The sequence below is a fragment of the Rathayibacter sp. AY1E6 genome (genome assembly GCF_002931115.1).
Classification (GTDB): domain Bacteria; phylum Actinomycetota; class Actinomycetes; order Actinomycetales; family Microbacteriaceae; genus Rathayibacter.
The window spans coordinates 135,758-154,431 of sequence record NZ_PSVK01000004.1; the positions used below are offsets into that span (position 1 = coordinate 135,758).

Consider the following 18,674-nt stretch of genomic DNA (forward strand, 5'->3'; position numbering starts at 1 on the left):
ATGGCGGACGCACTCGCGCCCTATCGCACACCCTCACCCGCGACGATCAGCTGGTCGGCGCCGGATCTCCTCGACGGGGACGCGTGGGTTCCTCTCCGGGACGAGATCGAGGGGTGGGACCCCTCGATCGACCTGGTGGTCCGCGGCTCCGTCGAGATCGACCCTCGCGCCGTCGAGACGGAGACCGGTCTGACGCTGCGCGAGATGGCGCTCGCCGTCTCCTGGTCCTCTTCGTCCAGTAGGTTCCGCGCGGCCGCTCCCCGGATTCCACTCGCGGACGCCGGAGTCACCGACTTCACGGTCACGATGCCGGGAGCCCGCCTCGACGGGAAGGTCGAGATCACCACCGCCGTCGTCGCTCTGCCGAACGCGGACGTCGGAGCCGGGACGGCCCGCCGTCGCGGCTCCGTGCTGGCTGAGCGCCGGTACTCGGTGGCACTCGAAGGCACCATCGGCATGTTCCCCGTCGAGGTCGTCGACTTCGTCAAGACGCGACTTCCGAACGCCGCCAGTTGGCACCTCGAGACGTCTCAGGAGCTGGACCAGGCCTTCCTCGCGGGCTTCCGGCTGCAGATCAACGAGCGCGATGCGGAACTCACGAAGGCCATCGGATCCAGGAGGCCCACCGACCGCGAGAAGATGCTGCTCGACAGCCTCGAGGAAGGCGTTCTCGGACTGCTGCTGGAGTCCGCCTCGATGCTTCAGCACGACCTGATGGAGAACGACTGGGAGAAGGAGACAGTCGGTCACGTGCTCCGCTCACTCCTCACCCGGGCGGACGACCTCGGATCCGTCCCCGTCGTCCCCTCCGAGCTGGCGATGTGGCGGGCGGCGATCATGTCGAAAGTGCGCACGCTCGGCGTCGGAAGGCAGCTCTCGTGATCATCTGGCCGAGGCTGAGCAGGGCGATCGCGGCAGGGGAATGGGACCGGGTCAAGAACGACGGGTCCGCGAGCGGACGGCAGTTGATCCGCGACGCCCACTGGCGCGCGATCGGGAACCGCGCCGACGAGCAGGAGTTCGAGACCCTTCGGGAGCGGGTCACCGCTCTCGCGGAGAGCCACGGATTCCCGGACTCCGCAGGAGACGACCTCGGGCGTTTCGACCGTGAGGCCGCGTTCGTGGTCCGCGAGCTGATCGACGTGCCGTTCGCCGAAGCGGCGACAGGGGACGTCTGGTCCTTCGTCTCGTTCGCGGTGCTGCCCGACGTCACGGAATGGCGGTTCGGGCACCGCAACAAAGAACGGTGGATCGGAAGCGACCTGACCCGTCACACCTGGGCTCGCCTGTGGTGGCAGGGCGAAGCGTTCCGACAGGAGCCCGAACTGCTCGGCCCGTTGTCGGAGAGCGACCTCAACCAACTGTTCGAGCGTCGGTCGATCGGCGGCGACAGCGCCCTCGTGCGCGCGCTCGCCCGGTCCTTCGTCACCGTCACCGGTGATCGTCGGGCGATCGTCCGGGACGCGACGAAGAGGATCCGCCGACTCCTCGCCTTCGTCCAGACGCCCGCCCTCGACGAGGACGAGATCCGCGCCCTGGCGGACGAGGTCGTCGAGCAGTCGACCCTCCAGGTGACGGGCGGCCTGAACGCGTCGCACGACACCGGAAGCACCATCGGCGCCTCCGTCTCCGTCGTCCCCGAGGAACAGGTTCCCGAGCGTGCACTCGGGCTCGTCGAACCGGAGTACATCGCCTACGTCCGTCCCGCCGCCCTGTCCGCCACGCAGCTGCTCGAAGAGTCCGCGCTCGAAGGAGTGGTCGAAGCGGCGATCGCGGCGGAAGGACCCGTCCTGCAATCGCGCCTCCGCCGCTTGATCGCGGGCACTGTGGAGGACGAGTCCATCCTCGGATCGGCGGACGCGGTGATGAACGGAGCGATCGCCTCACTGCTCGACTCCCGCCGCATCGAAGCCGACGACTTCGAGATCCCCCTCCTCGGGTCCCAACGCACCCTGCGCATCGCGGGAACGCCGGCACTCCGCATCCGACCGCTGGGGGTCCGGCGCCTTCTGGAGGTGCCTCTGCAAGAGGTACTCGCCGTGTCGCGACTGGCCCCGATGCAGACCGCGGCCGGCCGGATGGAGCACATGGTCGACTTCTACGGGCTCGTCGACATCGATGTCCTCGACAGGATGATCCTTCAACAGCTCGCCGGCCACGGTACCGGCGGCTCGGACGACGGCTCGGATCGCGGTTCCTGATCCTTCTCGGCCACCGCCCACCGATCGGCCGAGTTCTCATCTCAGTACACACACCAGCAGTAGCGCCAGGACAAGGAGACCCTCGATGGATGACGGACGGGTGGCTGACCTGCACGGTTACGTGCTGGAGCTGCAGGCGACGGCGATCGACACCTATCGTCGCAATCGGGATCTGATGGAGGAACATGTTCGGCAGGAGGACAGCTACCGCTTCGGCGGATACGGGACCCGCCAGGTGAGCGAGCTGCTCCAGAACGCCGCCGACGCCCTGGGATCCACTCCCGGCCGAGTCGAACTGAGAGTCGCCAACAGAGCCCTGTATTGCGCGAACGAGGGTGCACCATTCACCCGGGACGGTGTACGAGCGGTCTCCATGGCGTTCCTCAGCGAGAAGCGCGGCGACGAGATCGGGAGATTCGGCCTGGGATTCAAGTCTCTCCTCGGAATCACGAACAATCCGCAGATCCACAGCAGGGAGGCGTCCTTCCAGTTCAACGGTGACGACGTCGTCGAGCTCTTCGAGGGGATGCAGTCGCAGTCCGGCCGCCTTCCTGTGATGCGTGTACCGACTCCGATCGACACCGTTGCGGCGCAGGCCGAGGATCCGCATCTGGCCGAGTTGCTCGGCTGGGCGTCGACCGTCATCAAAATCCCCTTGGTCTCCGGCGGCCCGCGGATCAGAGAGGAACTCCTCGGTCTGAACACCGAGCTGCTGCTCTTCATGCGCTCGATCAGCGAACTCGCCGTATCCACGCAGAACGCCGACGGCACCTTGACCAGGGTGCGGCACGTACGCGAGGACGCTTCTGATCGTGGTGAGGTCTTCCTCATGGGGCCGAGCGGGAAGAAGGTCCGCTGGCTTGTGGCCGACAGGCGGTTCGAGCCGTCCCCGGAGACTCTTGCGACTCTGCCGGATACGGCGCGAAGAAGCGCCATGACCGTCTCGTACGCCGTACCGCCCGGTGTCCGAGCCGGCCTCGGGCACTTCTGGGCGTGGTTCCCTCTCAACGATCTCACTACCGCCAGCGGCATTTTCAATGCACCATGGCAGGTCAACGACGACCGGACGACGATGCTCGCCGGAAGCCGCCTCAACGGAGAGATGTTGGACGTCTGCGCCGAGCTCTTCCTCGATGTGGCGATCCGCTCATCGGATCCGAAGGACCCGGCGGCTCATCTGGACCTCTTCCCTGGACGAGGACGAGAGGTCCGGGGCCCCGGCGATCACAGGCTCTCCGAGGCCATTCCACGCCTCGCACGGTTCCGCGAGATCATTCCAGACGCCTCGGGAGCACTACGGGCGCCAGGTGAGTTCTCCAGGTTCCCCGAAGCGGCCGACGAGGACGACGGCCGCGCAGCACCCGCCACGGAGCAGATCGTCGCGCTCTGGCAGGAGCAGATCTCTCGGATCGATACTCCGCATTCGAGTTGCTATCGGACACGGACTCGCTCCTCCCGATTGCGAACACTGACAAGGGAGTCCGGCGAACGCACCGGCGGCGAGGTCCGTCTCGATCAATGGCTGGAGGAGCTCGCCGCGGTCGGAACGCCGGCAGCTCTCGTCGCCTGCCTCAAAATCGTCGGTGCGCTCAAACGGACTCGCGGCGACGACGCCGTTCGGCACGCCGCGATCGTTCCGACCACCGCGGGACTGATGCCGATCGAATCTGCGCTCGAAACAGCCCTACTTCCCGTCGACGGATTCGAATCTCCAGGAGGAATCCCAACACTCGACGATCGATTCGCCCGAGATGAAACTGTTCACAAGCTCTTGGCAGACTTGGGAATGAGGAGCGCATCCGCTACGACTGCTTTGAAAGCCCTTGCTGCACGGTTAAGCAAACGGTCTCCAGATGCTGACTGGATAATGTTCTGGAATCTCATTGAAGCCTCTGAACGCATCGAATCCGTGGACACGCTCAACAGCCTCAGATTACGAACTGACATAAAGGCACTATCAGAGACCGGAGAAGTTCGAGCGGCAGAGGACCTATTCGCTTCGCCGCCGTTCTCCGGCATTCCGAAGGAGCGGCGAGCAGCGGCTCTAGGCGTACCAATCAATATGCTCCTCTCGGCGGGGTGCCTTAGAGACTCACCCCGCCGCGCTCCAGTCGATAGAGACGATTTCTTCATCGGCTACCGAAAATGGCTGGTCTCAGAGTTCGTCACGGCGTTTCGCTCCGAGAGCCTCCGCATGGATTACGTGGATTTCAGCGGCCTGACAGCGTTTGGGCCACTTGACATACTACCCTCGCTTGTCGACTCCCCGAAGGATGCGGCCGCTTGGACACATGGCATCATTGAAGCAGGAGCCGAGGCGAAGCACGTATACCAAGCCGTCGCGTTCGGCGGAACTAAAGCATCGGCGGCACATTTCTCATTTGAACGCTGGGTCCTCAGCACCCACGGTCGGGTCCGGACTTCTAACGGATTCCGCAAGGCGTCCGAATTCGTCGGGAATGGACTCGCGCGGTTTCGTGCATTTTTGCCGGTGGCGAGCCGACAGATCTCCGAATTCTTTGCTGCCCCCGACCTGCTTGTCGACGTGCCGGAGGGGCTACTCTTAGCCTCATTCTCACCCGATGTTATTGAAGATGGTGCGACTCTCGAAGAGAGCATCCTGGTGGAATTCGTCGCCAGTATCGCCTCAATCCTTGAAGACCGCCCTGACAGAATTCCTGCTTACTCTAAAGGCTTAGTTACTTGGGCGCCGACCGGATCCGTATATCTTGCGCGCGAAGACGACACGATCGATCTCGACATTCTTGGGATCCCCTGGCTGCCTGCGAGCGTTCCTGGAGCGCAGTTAATTGCGGATAAATGGCGCCTGGCGAATGCGCAAGTTGCTCTTGCAAAGTCCGTGGAGAGCGAGCCCGGTACGCCTCCTGAGCTCATCGTCGACGTCTATCCATCCCTCAGGTTTCGCTACCTGGAACTCGAGAACGCAAAAGTAACCCGCAGTCCCCGCATAATTCGTCGGCTCTCCGGGCCCGGCGGAAGTACTGAGCAGCGCCTACGCTGCAACCTATCAGACGACCGCAAGCTGATGTCGATTGATGCGGAACTCGACCACGTTGAAACCCTTATCGAAATATCGCGACTTTTTCATCTTGGCTGGAACCTCGATGAAGTCTCCTCGGTGCTAAAAAAAGACGAAGCTCTTCGCAAATCGGAACTGATAGATCAGTGCAGGTCCGCCGCGTCCGACGGCGCCCGTCTTCTCCTGTTGGTGGGTGTCGAGACCCTCCGCAAGAAACTTCCTCAAGGCTTCTTAGAGATAGTCGAGAAGCGGCAGGGGCTACAACCCGACAATAGAATTGCAGACGTCTTCATCGAAATCTTCCGGGAAGAGGCACTCTGGATCATTCACGAACAGCTCCAATATCTCGACGATGTCCCCTCGAATTTTGCAGGGAGCGATTCGGCGCGTGGATTCGTAGAAAACCTTGGATTTCCTTCTGCCTACGCCGGATCACAGAAGGCGACGAAGGCCGCATCAGTACAGATACAGGGCCGAATTGAGCTCTCCGCACTGCACGACTTCCAAGAAGACTTGGCTGCTCAAATCCGAGATCTCATTCTCGAACCCAGTGGTGCCCAGCGAGCACTGATGACGTTGCCGACCGGCGCAGGCAAGACGCGCGTCAGCGTCGAAGCGGTCGTGCGCTTAATGCTTGAAGGGCACTTGAACGGCCCGATTCTTTGGATAGCTCAATCGGAGGAACTCTGTGAGCAAGCCATACAAACGTGGACGGACGTATGGAGAGCGCTCGGTGACTCCCGAGTTCTAGAGATCAGTCGATTTTGGGATAGGTACTCCGTGGAGGAGGCAGATGCGGACTTCCAAATCGTGGTTGCGATCGACGACAAGCTCCGGAGTCAGATTGTAATGCGACGAGAGTCGCTACATTGGCTCTCCGAGCCAGCGTTAGTTATTATCGACGAAGCGCACACCGCGACTTCGAAGACATATACAGAAATTCTCGCCTGGCTGGGATTAACCGCAAATGTGACCCCCCGGCCGCTACTCGGACTCACCGCGACTGCTTTCAAAGGCCGTGGCGTCGAGAGCAACCACACACTGGCTCTGCGATTCGGCGAGCGCCGCCTGGAGGCCTTTCCCACCGAAACCGCCATCGCCCAGCTGCGAGAGCGTGGTGTACTCTCGGACGTTGAGCATCGAGTGCTTAACGGAGGGTATTACAACCCGGATACACAGGAACTGGCCGACCTGCGGAAACTCAAAAAGATCAACGGCTCTCTCTTGGATAAAATTGGCTCCGACCTGAACCGAACTCAGTTGCTGCTCGATGATCTCCTTGCTCAGCCCGCTGACTGGCCGATAGTCGTTTTTACCCCATCAGTGAGTTCGGCGCACCTGATCGCTTCCCTACTTCGGCTCGAGGGCCGTTTTGCGGAGGCGGTCGACGGAAAAATGAGGCGTCCCGCTCGACGAGCAGCGATCGAGCGATTCAAGTCCGGCGCAGCGCAGTTCCTGATAAATTGCGACCTCCTGACACAGGGCTTCGATGCTCCGACAGTGAGAGCCCTGTACATCGCACGCCCGACCTTCAGCCCGAACCGTTACATCCAAATGGTCGGACGTGGTCTGAGAGGCCCAAAGAACGGCGGAACAGATGTCTGCACAATTGTGAATGTAGCTGACACGTTCGATCAATTCGGCGCAGATCTCGCCTATACCGAGTTCGACTACCTCTGGGAGGACCGGTCGTGACGGCGGAACCGACGATGGAACAGAGCCGCGACGCCATGGTGGAGACACTTCGGTCGGCCTGGCTGGGGCCCAGGGGCGGTAGCGATGAGCTTTTGGACCAGGATCCGGTGTACGCCTACCTGGTCGGAACTCTTTACCCGACCGAGAGACGCAGTGGTCGAGGTGAACTCTCCCTCTCCATGGACGAGGACGCGGTTCTGCGATCAGACCTTCTCCCCGATGAAGAGGTGGTGGGTGGATTCGCAGCGGAAGAAGAGGAATCCGAGGACGGCCTCGACTTGACGAGCGCGTTCGGATGGGCACCGAGTACCATGGGCATGTCGTTCCTCCACGACGGTGAGTCGTTGGCCGTGCAGGTCGAAGCCGCGCTCTATCCGATCGAAGGGGACGGATGGCGTCGATCGCCTCTGCCGCCCGCGACTGTACCGATCTCCTCCGAGGCTCTCGCCGGCTCGGTTCTCGTCTTCGACGGCCGAGCTCGAATCGACTGGCGGAATCGCCCTTTCGGCGGTCTGACATTGACGACCGTTTCCCTCGCGAACGCTCGTGAGGTCGAGGAGGGCAGGGCGAAATCCGCGAGCGCGGACTGCCTGTTCCAGGTCGGCTTCGGCTGCGAGGTCGTCGGCGGCCGTCTTCACCCGTACCCTGAGGCCCTCTCTTTCACTCGGGATCCCGAGGAGGATGAGTTACGCCTGAGGTATCGCGGGCGGCGTACCTACGGCGTCGGACACGGGGTCTCTGTCCAGTGGGACGAGACACCGGGTGAGCCCGCGGGCTTGCGCTCCGTCACGATTCCCGTGAAGACAGTACCCGCCATCAAAGCTCGGGAATCGTCCGCTTCCTTCCTCCGGCTGGATCGTCTCTCCGATCGAGATGTCGCTCGCACCGACGTCATCGACGGCCTTCGCCGGTTCATCGACGAATACTCGGATTGGGTAGAGGCGCGACAAGAAGAGGCTGGCGGCTTCGATGATCGACGCACCGCTTCATCGCTTCTGGAGAAGATGACGTCCGCCGTCAGACGCATGTCCGAGGGCGTCGACCTCCTCGCCTCGGATGAGACGATCTTCCAGTCCTTCCAGCTCGGGAATCGAGCCATGCGGGACCAGATGCTCCGTGGCCGCGTTCCGGTCGTGGACGAAGAGCCGTCCTGGCGCCCCTTCCAGCTCGCGTTCATTCTGGTCGGACTCTGCTCCACGACCGACCCTCAGCATCCCGATAGGGACCTCGTCGATCTCATCTGGTTCCCGACGGGAGGCGGCAAGACGGAGGCGTATCTCGGGCTCGCCGCGATCGAGATGATCCGGCGTCGCCTGGTCGAACCGATCCACGGAGGCGGCACGGCAGTAATCACCCGCTACACGATGCGACTCCTGACTGCACAGCAGTTCCAGCGTGCGTCTCGGCTGTTCTGCGCCCTCGAGCTGATGAGGGTGGATGAGCCTCTCCTTCGGGGGACTGCGGAGTTCTCCGTCGGCCTCTGGGTGGGGAAGAACGCAACGCCGAACACGTTCGCGCAGGCCAAGGAACGCCTCGAGCTGCTGCGCGGTCAACATCGTCCCCAGAACAGCTTTCAGATCCGCGAGTGTCCGTGGTGTGACACCTCCCTGGTTCCGCAGGAACGTAGCTCGAATTGGGACGAGTACGGCTTCGACGCGACGAAGTCCTCCTTCCGCATCCACTGCACTCGAGCACAGTGCCCCTTCTTCAAGCGCCTACCAGTGCAGGTGGTCGACGAAGCGATGTATGCGCACCCGCCGACCATGGTCGTCGGAACGGTCGACAAGTTCGCTCGCCTCTCGCGTCTCGCGACGGCAGGCACACTGCTGGGTCTGGGAACACAGAACCGTCCGCCGAGCCTGGTCATCCAAGACGAACTTCATCTTCTCTCCGGCCCCCTCGGAACCGTGGTCGGCACCTATGAGGCAGCCATCTCCGCAATGTTGTCCTCCAACGGCCGGCCACCGAAGATCGTGGCGTCTTCGGCGACTGTACGGGCTGCGTCGGATCAAGTACGCGGGATTTTCGCTCGACCGCGGACTGCCGTCTTTCCTCCGAGCGGGCTGAACGCCGACGACAGCTTCTTCGCCGAGCCCGACCGGGACCGCCCCGGCCGCACCTACATCGGCATCATGCCTCAGGCGCACAGCCCGGCCTGGGCCCTCGGCAGGCTCGCGATCGAGGCGGGCTCAGCGCCGGACGCGCTCGGCCTCACCGGCGCGCAGAGAAGTGCTTATTGGACGCTGGTCCTCTACCACAACAGCCTTCGAGAGCTGGGCCGCACGGTCACGATCCTCCGTGACGATGTCAAGAGTGATCTCGACCGTCGCGCGCAGTTGACGTCATCGGCCGCCAGGACGTACGCCGTGGAGGAGTTGAACAGCAACGTGCGGGACTCCGAGCTGATCGAGCTGTTGAACCGCCTCGGCGAGGGTCCCGGCTCTGACGGAGTGATCGACGCGCTAGCTGCGACGAACATCCTCTCCGTCGGCATCGACGTCGACCGACTCGGACTGATGCTCGTCAACGGCCACCCCAAATCCACCTCCGAGTACATCCAGGCAACGAGTCGAGTCGGGCGCGGATCCGTGCCCGGAATCGTCATCACGTTGTTCCGTAGCCACAAGCCGCGAGACCGGTCCGTCTTCGAGAGCTTCGGCGTCTACCACGACTCGTACTACCGTTTCGTCGAGCCCGCGTCAGTGACGCCGTGGTCTCTCCAGGCGCGTCAGCGGTCCCTGCGAGCCGCCTTCGCGATGCTCGTGAGGCAACTGTCGTTGCGGCAGAACGACGCGGCTCGTCGATTCGAGGTCGATTCCGCTGCGGTGAGGCAGGCGTACACCCTCCTCCTCGAGCACATAGGCGTCTCCGACCCGCGAGAATCCGAAGCGTCCCGGTGGGAGCTCGATGGCGCCATCGCCGAATGGGGTCGTCGGGCGCAGAACGCTCGAGACACGAACGAGGAGCTCCTCTACGAGGCCCCCGAGCCGAACGAGCGGCTCCTGAAGAACTTCGACGAGGCCGGGATCGGATGGCCTGCGATGAACTCGATGCGAACGGTCGACGCGGTCGTCCGGATCAAAGCTTGGGGAGAGAAGTCGTGACCGGTGATGGTGGGAAGAGATGGACACGGAAGGGCGTGGTCGACGCGCGTACTCTGCGGCTCACCGAGACCATCGCTCCTTTCGGACCAGGAGCGATCGTGGACATCCTCGGGGAATCCTTCATGGTTCCTACGGGCGAGTCCTGGCCCTCACCGCAGGCGCTGCCCGCGGTCGACTGCCCTCGCCTTCTCGAGAAGTTGGAGATCGAAGGGCGAAAGGTGAGCGAGTTGCGGTCCGCTCCCGTGTACGACGACCAGGACCAGACGTCGGTCGCCCTCGAGTTCACCAGATTCCCGGCGTGGATGTTCTGCGACAGATGCAGCCTGATGCACAAGTGGAAGGCGTCGGACAACGTCAAGGGCGGTTCTGCGCCGACGTGCCCGGACTGTGCGGGCCGGCTCGTTCCGATGCGTTTCGTCCTGCTCTGCACGACGAGAGGACATGCAGAAGACGTGCCCTGGGACCGGTGGGCCCATCGTCTCGGAGAAATGTGCGGAAGCCCGAAGCTGCGATTCGCGACGAGCGGGCGAGGCGCAGGCCTTTCGGCGCTTCGCGTCGAATGCGATTGCGGCCGCAGCCGCTCTCTCGGCGACTTGAACAAGAACGGGCTGGCTCGCGACGGCTACACCTGTCGAGGACGACAGCCGTGGGACCGTCGTCGCGAAGAGACGTCTTGTGGTGAGCCGCTGGACGCCCAGCAACGCGGCGCGACCAACGTCAGGTTCGGTGACGTGGTGTCGGCGATCGACATTCCGTGGGTTCCTTCCAGAGCCGATGAGGCGACCGACGCCATCCGCTCCCATCTGATGCACGAAGCGCTGCTCGCGGCCCAAGCGCCGGGCAAAATCGATCAGATCGCTCGAATGATCGCTGACGACCTCGACGTGTCGGTGGAGGCGGTGCTGCAGTTGCGATCCGGACGACCGTCGTTCGATCACGCGCAAGTCAGTCGCTCGATCCTCGAGGAGGAATTCGAGGCGTTCCACGCCGCACAGCACGGATCAGCGGCGACCCAGGATTTCGTGACCCGAACTGACGAGATGACCGGAGCCGGCGAGGTCGGTGGCGTCTTGTCACGAACGTTCGACGCCGTGGTCATCGTCGACAGGTTGCGTGAGGTCCGCGCCTCGGTCGGGTTCCGCAGATACAAGCCCGACTCCGTACTCGTCCCGTCGGTACCTGTCTCCACGATCTCCAAGAGCTGGCTTCCAGCGGTGGAGAACTACGGAGAAGGTGTCTTCATCCGCTTCGCTGCCGCACCGGTCGATGACTGGGCGAACCGCCGAACGACAGCGGATCGGTACGACGCTTTGCGGCGGAATCATGACGCGTCCAACCTCCGATCGCGGCTCGCCGATCCTTCTCCGCAGTACCTGATGTTGCATTCCTTCGCCCATGTTGTGATGGCGAGGCTGGCGCACACAGCGGGTTACACCGCTCCCGCTCTTCGCGAGAGGGTCTACGCCTCGCCGGGCGACTACGGGATCCTCGTTTACACGACGACCGGTGGTACGGCGGGCACGCTCGGTGGTCTTGCTCGAGAAGGAGAGCATGACCGCCTTCCCGAGGCGGTCGTCAATGCGCTGACGGCCATGACATGGTGCGCCAACGATCCGGTCTGTGCCGAGTCCTCCCCGCAGAGCATCGACGGCTTGAATCTTGCCGCGTGCCACTCCTGCTTGATGGCGCCGGAGACGTCCTGCGAATCGCTGAATCTGCTTCTAGATCGGAGTTCACTCGTCGGCGAGAACGGCTTCTTCCAGCCCCTCGTCAGCGCAGCGCAGGAAGCAGCTGTGGCTGAGGTCCGCTGACGGAGCTGCACAGTGTGTTTCGAATATCGAAGGTTCTCGCGGATTCGTCGGTGTGGTCGTACCTTTTGAAGACCGACGTGCCCGGATGAGCTGTCGCGCTCGATGCAGTCGTCCACCCCTCACCCCCCGCACCCCGCCAGCACCGCCTCCGCCGCCGCACGATCCCGAGCGTCGATCCCCAGCCCGTACGCACCAAGCACCGCCACGAACTGCTCCACGTACCCGCAGCGCAGCTCCGCGGCCGGTGGCAGCCACTCCCCTGGGCCGGCGTCGCTCTTCGCGCGGTTCGTCTGCTCGGAGGCGGCGACGAGGTTCGCGGGATCGTTCGCGAAGGCCAGGCGCTGGTCGTCCGTCCACGACCAGGCGCCGTGGTGCCACGCCCAGCCGAGGGCGACGACGTGGTCGATCTGCACCAGGCGGGAGGTGTCGGTCCCGGAGACGAAGGCGACCGAGGCGCCGTCGTAGGGGTCGATCAGGGTGCCGGTGAGGACCTTGCAGTCGCGGGTGCCGGGCTTGAACACGGGGGCGAGCAAGTCGCGGCCGAGGACGTCGTTGCGGGTATCGCAGCCGTTGCGGTCGACGTCCGACCACGCCTGCCCGAAGAGGTCGCGGTCGTAGGGGACGGCGGCGGGGCCCTCGACCGAGGCGAGAGCGGCCAGCGTCGCGAGGGGCGGAGTGGACGGCTCCGTTTGTGGAGCGGACGGCTCGACGTCCGCCGAGGGGCTGCTCGGCACGGGAGCAGCGGGACTGCTCGACGCCGCAGAAGCATCGGCCGAGGAGGACACCGCCTCCGGTCCGCCTCCTCCCGCCGTGTCCGACAGCGCGACGGCTGCGGCGGCGAGCGCCGCGGCCCCCAGCAGAGCGAGGACCGCACCGGCCCGTCGACGAGGGCGCCGGCGCACGGGGGCGGCCGACCAGTGGCGCATGATCGCCCCCTCCTGCGACGAGACCCGCGATGCGGTCGACGCGACGCGCCTCCTCAGTATGCGGAGTGACCCGCTCCGGGCTCGACGGTCGGGCGGAGCGTCGGGAACGGGGCGGCCGCGCGGAGCGACGGCGTCGACGGTCGGGATCAAGCCTCCCGGAGGCCACCTCGTCGCGCCCGCGCCGTCGACCCGCGCCTGCTTGACTGCTCCCATGGAGATCTTCATCGGAGTGGTCGGCCTGCTCGGCGGGCTGGTCATCGCCGGGCTCGCGGTTGTCGCGGTGGTCATCGGACGGCGGCGGGCGGTGCCGGCGTCGCTGGTCGACGTCGAGGTGCGGCTGACGCACGCCGGGGACGACTGGTGGCGGGTGGGCGCGCGGGTGCGCAACTCCGGCCGCTCGCTCGTGCCGGTGACGAGCTACAGCGACGGGCGGCCGATCTCGGTCGATCTCGGCGGGGCCGTGTCGGCGGAGTGGTACGGGTCGGCTCCCCGGTCGGACGCGTGGCGGATCGATCCGGCGGTCGGGCTCCTCCTCGGACCCGTCGCGCTGGAGCGCGGGGCCGACCTGGGGGCGACGATCGTCGTGCGCGGGCGGCCGCAGGTGCGGATCGACGCGCCGCTGCGCTACGTGCCGGTGCGCGAGAACGTGATCGAGTCGCAGACGCCGGACGCCGCTCCGATCTGGGGCGTGTCCGAGGCCGCGGCCGCTCCGGCAGCAGCGCCGGCGTCGGCTCCCCCTGCGCCGATCCGTCCGCGTCAGCAGCGTCCGATGGACGCCGACCCGTCACGTCCCGAGCGTGAGAGCGTTCTCCGCGGCGGCTTCGGAGTGTGGGCGGCCATGATCGCGGGGGGCGCCGGAGCCGTCGGCGTCGCGATCGGGATCGCCCTCGAGCTGGCCGGTGTCGAGGCGTCGGGGCTGGGCGGCGCGGGCATCATCCTGATCGCGGCCGGCTTCCTCGGCCTCGTCGGCACCCTCGTGATCCGGCTGCTGCGCCGCTGGCTCGAGCCGCCGGCCCTCTGGCGGACGCCCGCGCAGCGCCTCCGCCGCCCCGGGACGATCACCGTCCTCATCCTGAGCTACGCGGGGCTGGCGCTGTTCTGCACCGAGTTCGCGGCGCAGTCGGTGACCGGCGACACGACCTGGGTGGCCGGGATCGCCGTGCTGATGCTGATCGCCGCGCTGATCGGCATGGGACTCGTCGGGTTCCTCCGCCTGGTGGTCCTGCTCGGCGTACGCCGGGCCTCCCGGGAGACCCCGTGACCCGTGAGGTCGTCGTCGTCGGAGCCGGCCTGGTCGGAGCGGCGACAGCCCGCGCCCTCACCGAGCGCGGCGATCGCGTGGTGCTCGTCGAGCAGTTCGAGCGGGGCCACGACCGCGGCTCGTCCCACGGCGAGACGCGCATCTTCCGCCGCGGCTACCTCGAGGACGACTACCGCGCCCTCACCGGACGGGCCGGGCGCGCCTGGGCACGGCTCGAGGCCGAGACCGGCCGCCGTTTGCTGCACCCGGTCGGCGCGATCGACCACGGCGACCCCGCCGTCCTGGCCGCCGTCGAGGCTGTCCTCCTGCGCGACGGGATCCCCGTGGTGCGGATCGAGGCGGACGAGGCGCAGCGGCGCTGGCCGGGACTCCGCTTCGAGACCGACGTCCTGCTGCACGCCGAGGGCGGACGCCTCGACGCGGCGGCCGCGATCGACGCGATGCTCGACTCCGCCCTCGGACGCGGCGCCGTCCTCCGAACGCGGACGCGGGTGCTGGGCATCGAGGAGCGCGCCGACGACGTGCGCGTGCTGACCACCGACGGCGCTCTCGACGCGGACGCGGTCGTCGTGGCCGGCGGATCCTGGACGCCGCCGCTCGTGAACGGCCTCGTCCGCGCGGCCGGCCGACGCCTCCCTCCGCTGCGCGTGACACAGGAGCAGCCCGCGCACTTCGCGACCGACCTGCCCCTCGACTCCTGGCCGAGCTTCGCCCACCATCGCGCCGGCCTGCCCGTCGTCTACGGGCTCGCGACGCCCGGAGTCGGGGTGAAGGTGGGCGAGCACAGCACCGGAGTCGTCGTCGATCCGGACGAGCGCACCTTCGAGCCCGAGCCCGGAGCGCTCGCCCGCCTCGTCGGCTACGTCGCGGAGTGGATCCCGGGCGTGGACGCGGCGAGCGCCGCTCCGATCAGCTGCCTCTACGACAGCACGCCCGACGAGGACTTCGTGCTCGACCGCGTGGGCCGCGTGACTCTGGCGACCGGGTTCTCGGGGCACGGCTTCAAGTTCGGCCCGGTCCTGGGCGAGCTGCTCGCGGACCTCGTCGCCGGCGGAGCGGCGCGGAAGCGGTTCCAGCTGCTGCCGGCGTGAAGGGCGGGTGCATCCGGAGGAGCGGCTTCCGACCGGGGAGCAGCGGGTGCTCCCGATCCTGCAGCGGATGCTCAGCGGCCTGCGGGGCCCGTCCCGCGCTGCTCGCGGCCGTCCGGGTCGAGGAGGACGGCGTCGTCCCAGCCGCTCGCCGCCTCCGTCGTGCGGGCCTTCGCCGGCGGGCGCCGCGCGACCGCGACGACGATCAGCGCCCCCAGCATCACCAGGGCGGCGGTCTGGAGCGGCGGCGCGACCATCGCGAGCGCCTGCCGCACGTAGAGCTCCGGCGGGACCGTGATCGAGTCGCCCTGGTACTGGTTCGGCAGCAGGAGGACCACGACCGGGAGCGCGAGCACTGCGGCCCAGAGGACGACGGTGACCGCGATGGCGGCGGCCCAGAGCAGGCGGACCCGCGTCATCGGCCGGGAGCCCTCAGCAGCGGGACCACGACCGCCAGGCCGAGCGCGATCAGGCCGACGGTGAGGAACGGTCCGATCGCGTTGTCGCTGAGCACGCGGAGGTACTGCTCGGGCCCGAAGGCGCTCTGCGACGGCGAGTAGTCGTACCAGCTGTGGGAGCTGTTCCAGAGGGCGAGGAGTCCGACGAGGACGCTCACGCCGCCGACGACCGCCAGGGCTCCGGCGATGCGGCGAGTGGAGACAGCGGGGCGGGGGTCGGTGTCGGTCGCGTCGTGACGGTCACCGGAGTCGGGTGCCGCGTCGCCGGGAGCGGGGTCGGGTTCGGCGGGAAGCGGGACGGTCGGCTCGGTCGGGAGTGGGACTGTCGGCTCCGCGGGTCGGGGCGCGGTCGGCTCCGCGGGTGTCGGGACGGCCCGCACCGCCGCTCTCGCGCGCTCCGGAGCGGTCCGTCGGCCGGAGACTCGGGAGCCCGTCGGGCCGTCGACCGATCGCACGTCCTCCTGCTCGGGAGCGGACCCGCCACCTCGCCGGCCAGCTGATCGCCCGATGCACGAGGTCCCGCCCGACAGGAACGGGGAGCGGAGGCGCTCCTCTCCGCTGCCGCGCCGCTCGGCCTCGCGTCCGTCGTAGCCGCGCTGGAAGCCCGCGTGGTAGCGCGGGTCGGTGCCGCCCTCGTCCGTCCCGCCGCTCTCGCGTGGGGAGCCGTCCGCTCCGGTGCTCCGCGCCATGCCGTCCCCCGCTTCGTGCAGTCGGGCCATCATGTCGCACGTCGCTCGCTGCGGGGAGGTGCCGGGCGGAGCTCGGGGTGCGGTCGACGGAGGCGGGGGTTCAGCGCCCGGCCGCGGTGGTGCGCGACGGGAGGCTGACGATCCCCGCTCCGACCAGCAGCAGGCCGATCGTCACCGCCGTCAGCGCCGGCCAGCCACCGGCTCCGACGGCCAGGCCGAGGAGCCACCCGCCGGCGGCCGAGCCCGCGTAGAAGGCGATCGTGTAGACCGCGCCGGCGTGCCCGCGGAGTGCCGGAGCCGCCCGCGCTCCCGTCCAGGCGGCGCCGGTCGCGTGCAGGGCGAAGAAGCCGGCCGTGAAGACGAGGAGTCCCGCGATCACCACGGCGACGTTCTCGGCGAGCATCACCAGCAGTCCGACGATCATCAGGGCGACGCCGATCCGCATGACGAGGCGGGGACCGATCCGCGGCCCCCATCTCCCCGCGAGCCGGGAGGAGACGGTTCCCGCGAGGTAGGCGGCGAAGAGGAGGGAGACGAGCGCGGGCGCCAGCGCGAACGGCGGCGCCTCGAGCCGGAACGCCAGGTAGTTGTAGACCGCGACGAACACGCCGACCGCGAGGAACGTCTGCAGCGCGATCGCGACGAGCATCGGATCGCGGAGCACCTGCGCCGTCTTCCCTCGCCAGCCGCCGGGGGCCGCCTCGCGCGCGCCGCCGCCCCGGGGCGCGAGCACGGCGAAGACGATCGCCGCCGCCGCGCAGACGGCCGTCACGACGAGCAGTGCGCCGCGCCATCCGAGCGCCGCCGCGAGCGGTCCGGCGAGCAGTCGTCCGGCGGCACCGCCGATCGTGGTCCCGGAGACGTAGGCGGTCGCGGCGGCCGTCGCTCCGGCGCCTCCGACCCGGTCGTGGATCGCCGCGACGGCGAGCGCCGGGACGGCACCCAGTGCCGCTCCCCCGAGGAAGCGCAGGACGAGCAGGAGCTCGAAGGTCGGGGCGATGCAGGCGAGCAGCGCCAGGACCACGGACGTGAGGACAGCGATCCGCATGGATTCGAGCCGTCCGATGCGCTCGGCCACCGAGGCCCACGGCAGCACCGAGAGCGCCAGTCCGAGGGTCGCGGCCGAGACGGTGAGCGCGGCGTCGGACGGGGCGAGGGCCCATTCCCGCGCGAGCTGCGGGAGGACGCTCTGCACTGCGTAGAGCTCGGCGAAGGTCGCGACTCCGGCGGCGAGGAGGGCGATGGTCAGCCTCCGCTGCGAGAAGGGTGCCGCTGCGCGCATCGGTCGGAGGCGTGCGGCGGTGCTCATGATTCCGACGGTAGACCGCCTGCGGGTGCATGACTAATGTCCTTTCTCGTACTGTTCATGCGTTCTGGTCATGTCCGGATCTAGGGTGGTGGCGTGTCCGACGACTGGCCCGCGACCCTCCGCCTCCTGCCCCTGCTCGTCGCGGTCGCCCAGACCGGGAGCGTCACGGCGGCGGCCGCCGAGCTCGGGATCCCGCAGCCGACCGCGAGCCGGTCGCTCGCCCGGCTGTCCGCCCTGGTCGGCACTCCCCTGGTCCGCCGGGAGGGCCGCGGGGTGGTGCTGACGGAGGCGGGGACCCGTCTCGCCGAGGTTGCTCAGGACGGCATGTCGGTGATCCGCGCCGGCCTCGCGGAGGTGCGGCAGGCGGGCGACGTGGAGCACGGCCGGATCGACCTCGCCTTCCAGACGCTCCTCGGGGAGAGCTTCGTGCCGGATGTGATCCGCCGGTTCCGCCGCCGCTGGCCGCAAGTCGGCTTCGGGCTCCGTCACGGCTCCCGAGCCCTCTGCCTGCGGGCCGTGGCGGAGGGCGAGTCCGAGCTGGCGATCGTCGCGGATCCGCCCGATCTCCCCGGAACCACCACGACGACCCTCTACTCGGAGCCTCTCCTCGCGGTCGTGGACCCCCGTCATCCGCTGGCCTCGCGGCGCTCGGTCACGGTGGAGGACCTCCGCGGCCTCGACCTGATCATGCTGGCACCCGGCTACGGCCTCCACGAGTCGGCCCGGCGCCTGCTCGCCGTGGACGGCCGTGACCCCGTGCCGGCGTTCGAGGTCGGCGACTACCGCGCCGCCCGGGGACTCGCGGCAGCCGGTCTCGGACTCACGATCCTGCCGCCGAGCCCGTCCTCGGTCGACGACGACGTCCGCGAGATCCCGATCGACGATCCGGGCGCGAGCCGTGAGATCGGTGTGCTCGCCCGCGACACCGGAAACCCGGTCGTCCCCGAGTTCCTGCGGGCCCTGCACGCCGCGGCGGCCGCCCGGCGCCGGTGACCGCTGCTCGGCTCTGCTGTCAAGCACAGGAAGCGGAGGCCCTTCGTGCAGCAAGCTTCGAGAGGATCCCCGCACCGCCAGCGACACCCCCCTCCCCCC

The 18,674-nt window shown here is 67.3% G+C and carries 12 protein-coding genes; 8 read left to right on the forward strand and 4 right to left on the reverse strand.

Annotated elements, in window-relative coordinates:
- From C5C46_RS05795 to drmB, 5 genes are all read left to right on the forward strand, one after another.
- Positions 1-882 (forward strand): hypothetical protein, encoded by an 882-nt coding sequence (locus C5C46_RS05795; RefSeq protein WP_104225980.1) that lies wholly within the window; start codon positions 1-3, stop codon positions 880-882.
- Entirely contained in the window at positions 879-2,201 is a 1,323-nt protein-coding gene (locus C5C46_RS05800) for a hypothetical protein (RefSeq protein ID WP_104225981.1), read from the forward strand. Before C5C46_RS05795 ends, C5C46_RS05800 begins: the two co-directional genes overlap by 4 nt.
- 85 nt (positions 2,202-2,286) lie before the next feature.
- Positions 2,287-6,936 (forward strand): DEAD/DEAH box helicase, encoded by a 4,650-nt coding sequence (locus tag C5C46_RS05805; protein ID WP_104225982.1) that lies wholly within the window; start codon positions 2,287-2,289, stop codon positions 6,934-6,936.
- Complete coding sequence (locus C5C46_RS05810) at positions 6,933-10,040, forward strand: helicase-related protein (RefSeq protein ID WP_104225983.1); 3,108 nt, start codon at positions 6,933-6,935, stop codon at positions 10,038-10,040. The genes C5C46_RS05805 and C5C46_RS05810 overlap by 4 nt, the downstream gene beginning before the upstream one ends.
- A complete protein-coding gene (drmB, locus tag C5C46_RS05815; protein ID WP_258059360.1) occupies positions 9,968-11,851 on the forward strand; it encodes a DrmB family protein in 1,884 nt (627 codons plus the stop codon). The genes C5C46_RS05810 and drmB overlap by 73 nt, the downstream gene beginning before the upstream one ends.
- 119 nt (positions 11,852-11,970) lie before the next feature.
- On the opposite strand, the gene C5C46_RS05820 is transcribed toward drmB, so the two are convergent.
- Positions 11,971-12,777 carry an HNH endonuclease family protein gene (locus C5C46_RS05820; RefSeq protein ID WP_104225985.1) on the reverse strand — a complete coding sequence of 269 codons (807 nt, stop codon included), beginning with the start codon at positions 12,775-12,777 and terminating at the stop codon, positions 11,971-11,973.
- A 211-nt stretch (positions 12,778-12,988) separates the two neighbouring features.
- Between C5C46_RS05820 and C5C46_RS05825 the strand changes: the two genes are divergently transcribed.
- On the forward strand, positions 12,989-14,038 hold the full coding sequence (locus C5C46_RS05825; protein WP_104225986.1) for a hypothetical protein: 1,050 nt from the start codon (positions 12,989-12,991) through the stop codon (positions 14,036-14,038).
- Positions 14,035-15,129 carry an FAD-dependent oxidoreductase gene (locus tag C5C46_RS05830; protein WP_104225987.1) on the forward strand — a complete coding sequence of 365 codons (1,095 nt, stop codon included), beginning with the start codon at positions 14,035-14,037 and terminating at the stop codon, positions 15,127-15,129. Before C5C46_RS05825 ends, C5C46_RS05830 begins: the two co-directional genes overlap by 4 nt.
- A gap of 71 nt (positions 15,130-15,200) precedes the next feature.
- Here the strand turns inward: C5C46_RS05830 and C5C46_RS05835 are convergent, their stop codons facing one another.
- From C5C46_RS05835 to C5C46_RS05845, 3 genes are all read right to left on the reverse strand, one after another.
- Positions 15,201-15,545 carry a hypothetical protein gene (locus C5C46_RS05835; RefSeq protein WP_104225988.1) on the reverse strand — a complete coding sequence of 115 codons (345 nt, stop codon included), beginning with the start codon at positions 15,543-15,545 and terminating at the stop codon, positions 15,201-15,203.
- The gene (locus C5C46_RS05840) at positions 15,542-15,742 is read right to left on the reverse strand and encodes a hypothetical protein (protein WP_104225989.1); all 201 of its coding nucleotides are present in this window, start codon (positions 15,740-15,742) and stop codon (positions 15,542-15,544) included. The genes C5C46_RS05835 and C5C46_RS05840 overlap by 4 nt, the downstream gene beginning before the upstream one ends.
- Before the next feature lie 631 nt (positions 15,743-16,373).
- Complete coding sequence (locus tag C5C46_RS05845; protein WP_104225990.1) at positions 16,374-17,582, reverse strand: MFS transporter; 1,209 nt, start codon at positions 17,580-17,582, stop codon at positions 16,374-16,376.
- A gap of 93 nt (positions 17,583-17,675) precedes the next feature.
- Here C5C46_RS05845 and C5C46_RS05850 point away from each other — a divergent pair, with 93 nt between their 5' ends.
- Positions 17,676-18,575 carry a LysR family transcriptional regulator gene (locus C5C46_RS05850; RefSeq protein ID WP_104225991.1) on the forward strand — a complete coding sequence of 300 codons (900 nt, stop codon included), beginning with the start codon at positions 17,676-17,678 and terminating at the stop codon, positions 18,573-18,575.
- The last annotated feature ends 99 nt before the right edge of the window (positions 18,576-18,674 follow it).

Bases quoted from the DNA above. Each gene is read 5' to 3' on its own strand.
- C5C46_RS05845 (WP_104225990.1), bottom strand. From the start codon at position 17,582: ATGAGCACCGCCGCACGCCTCCGACCGATGCGCGCAGCGGCACCCTTC.
- C5C46_RS05795 (WP_104225980.1), top strand. From the start codon at position 1: ATGGCGGACGCACTCGCGCCCTATCGCACACCCTCACCCGCGACGATC.
- C5C46_RS05825 (WP_104225986.1), top strand. From the start codon at position 12,989: ATGGAGATCTTCATCGGAGTGGTCGGCCTGCTCGGCGGGCTGGTCATC.
- drmB (WP_258059360.1), top strand. From the start codon at position 9,968: ATGGCCTGCGATGAACTCGATGCGAACGGTCGACGCGGTCGTCCGGAT.
- C5C46_RS05835 (WP_104225988.1), bottom strand. From the start codon at position 15,545: ATGACGCGGGTCCGCCTGCTCTGGGCCGCCGCCATCGCGGTCACCGTC.
- C5C46_RS05820 (WP_104225985.1), bottom strand. From the start codon at position 12,777: ATGCGCCACTGGTCGGCCGCCCCCGTGCGCCGGCGCCCTCGTCGACGG.
- C5C46_RS05805 (WP_104225982.1), top strand. From the start codon at position 2,287: ATGGATGACGGACGGGTGGCTGACCTGCACGGTTACGTGCTGGAGCTG.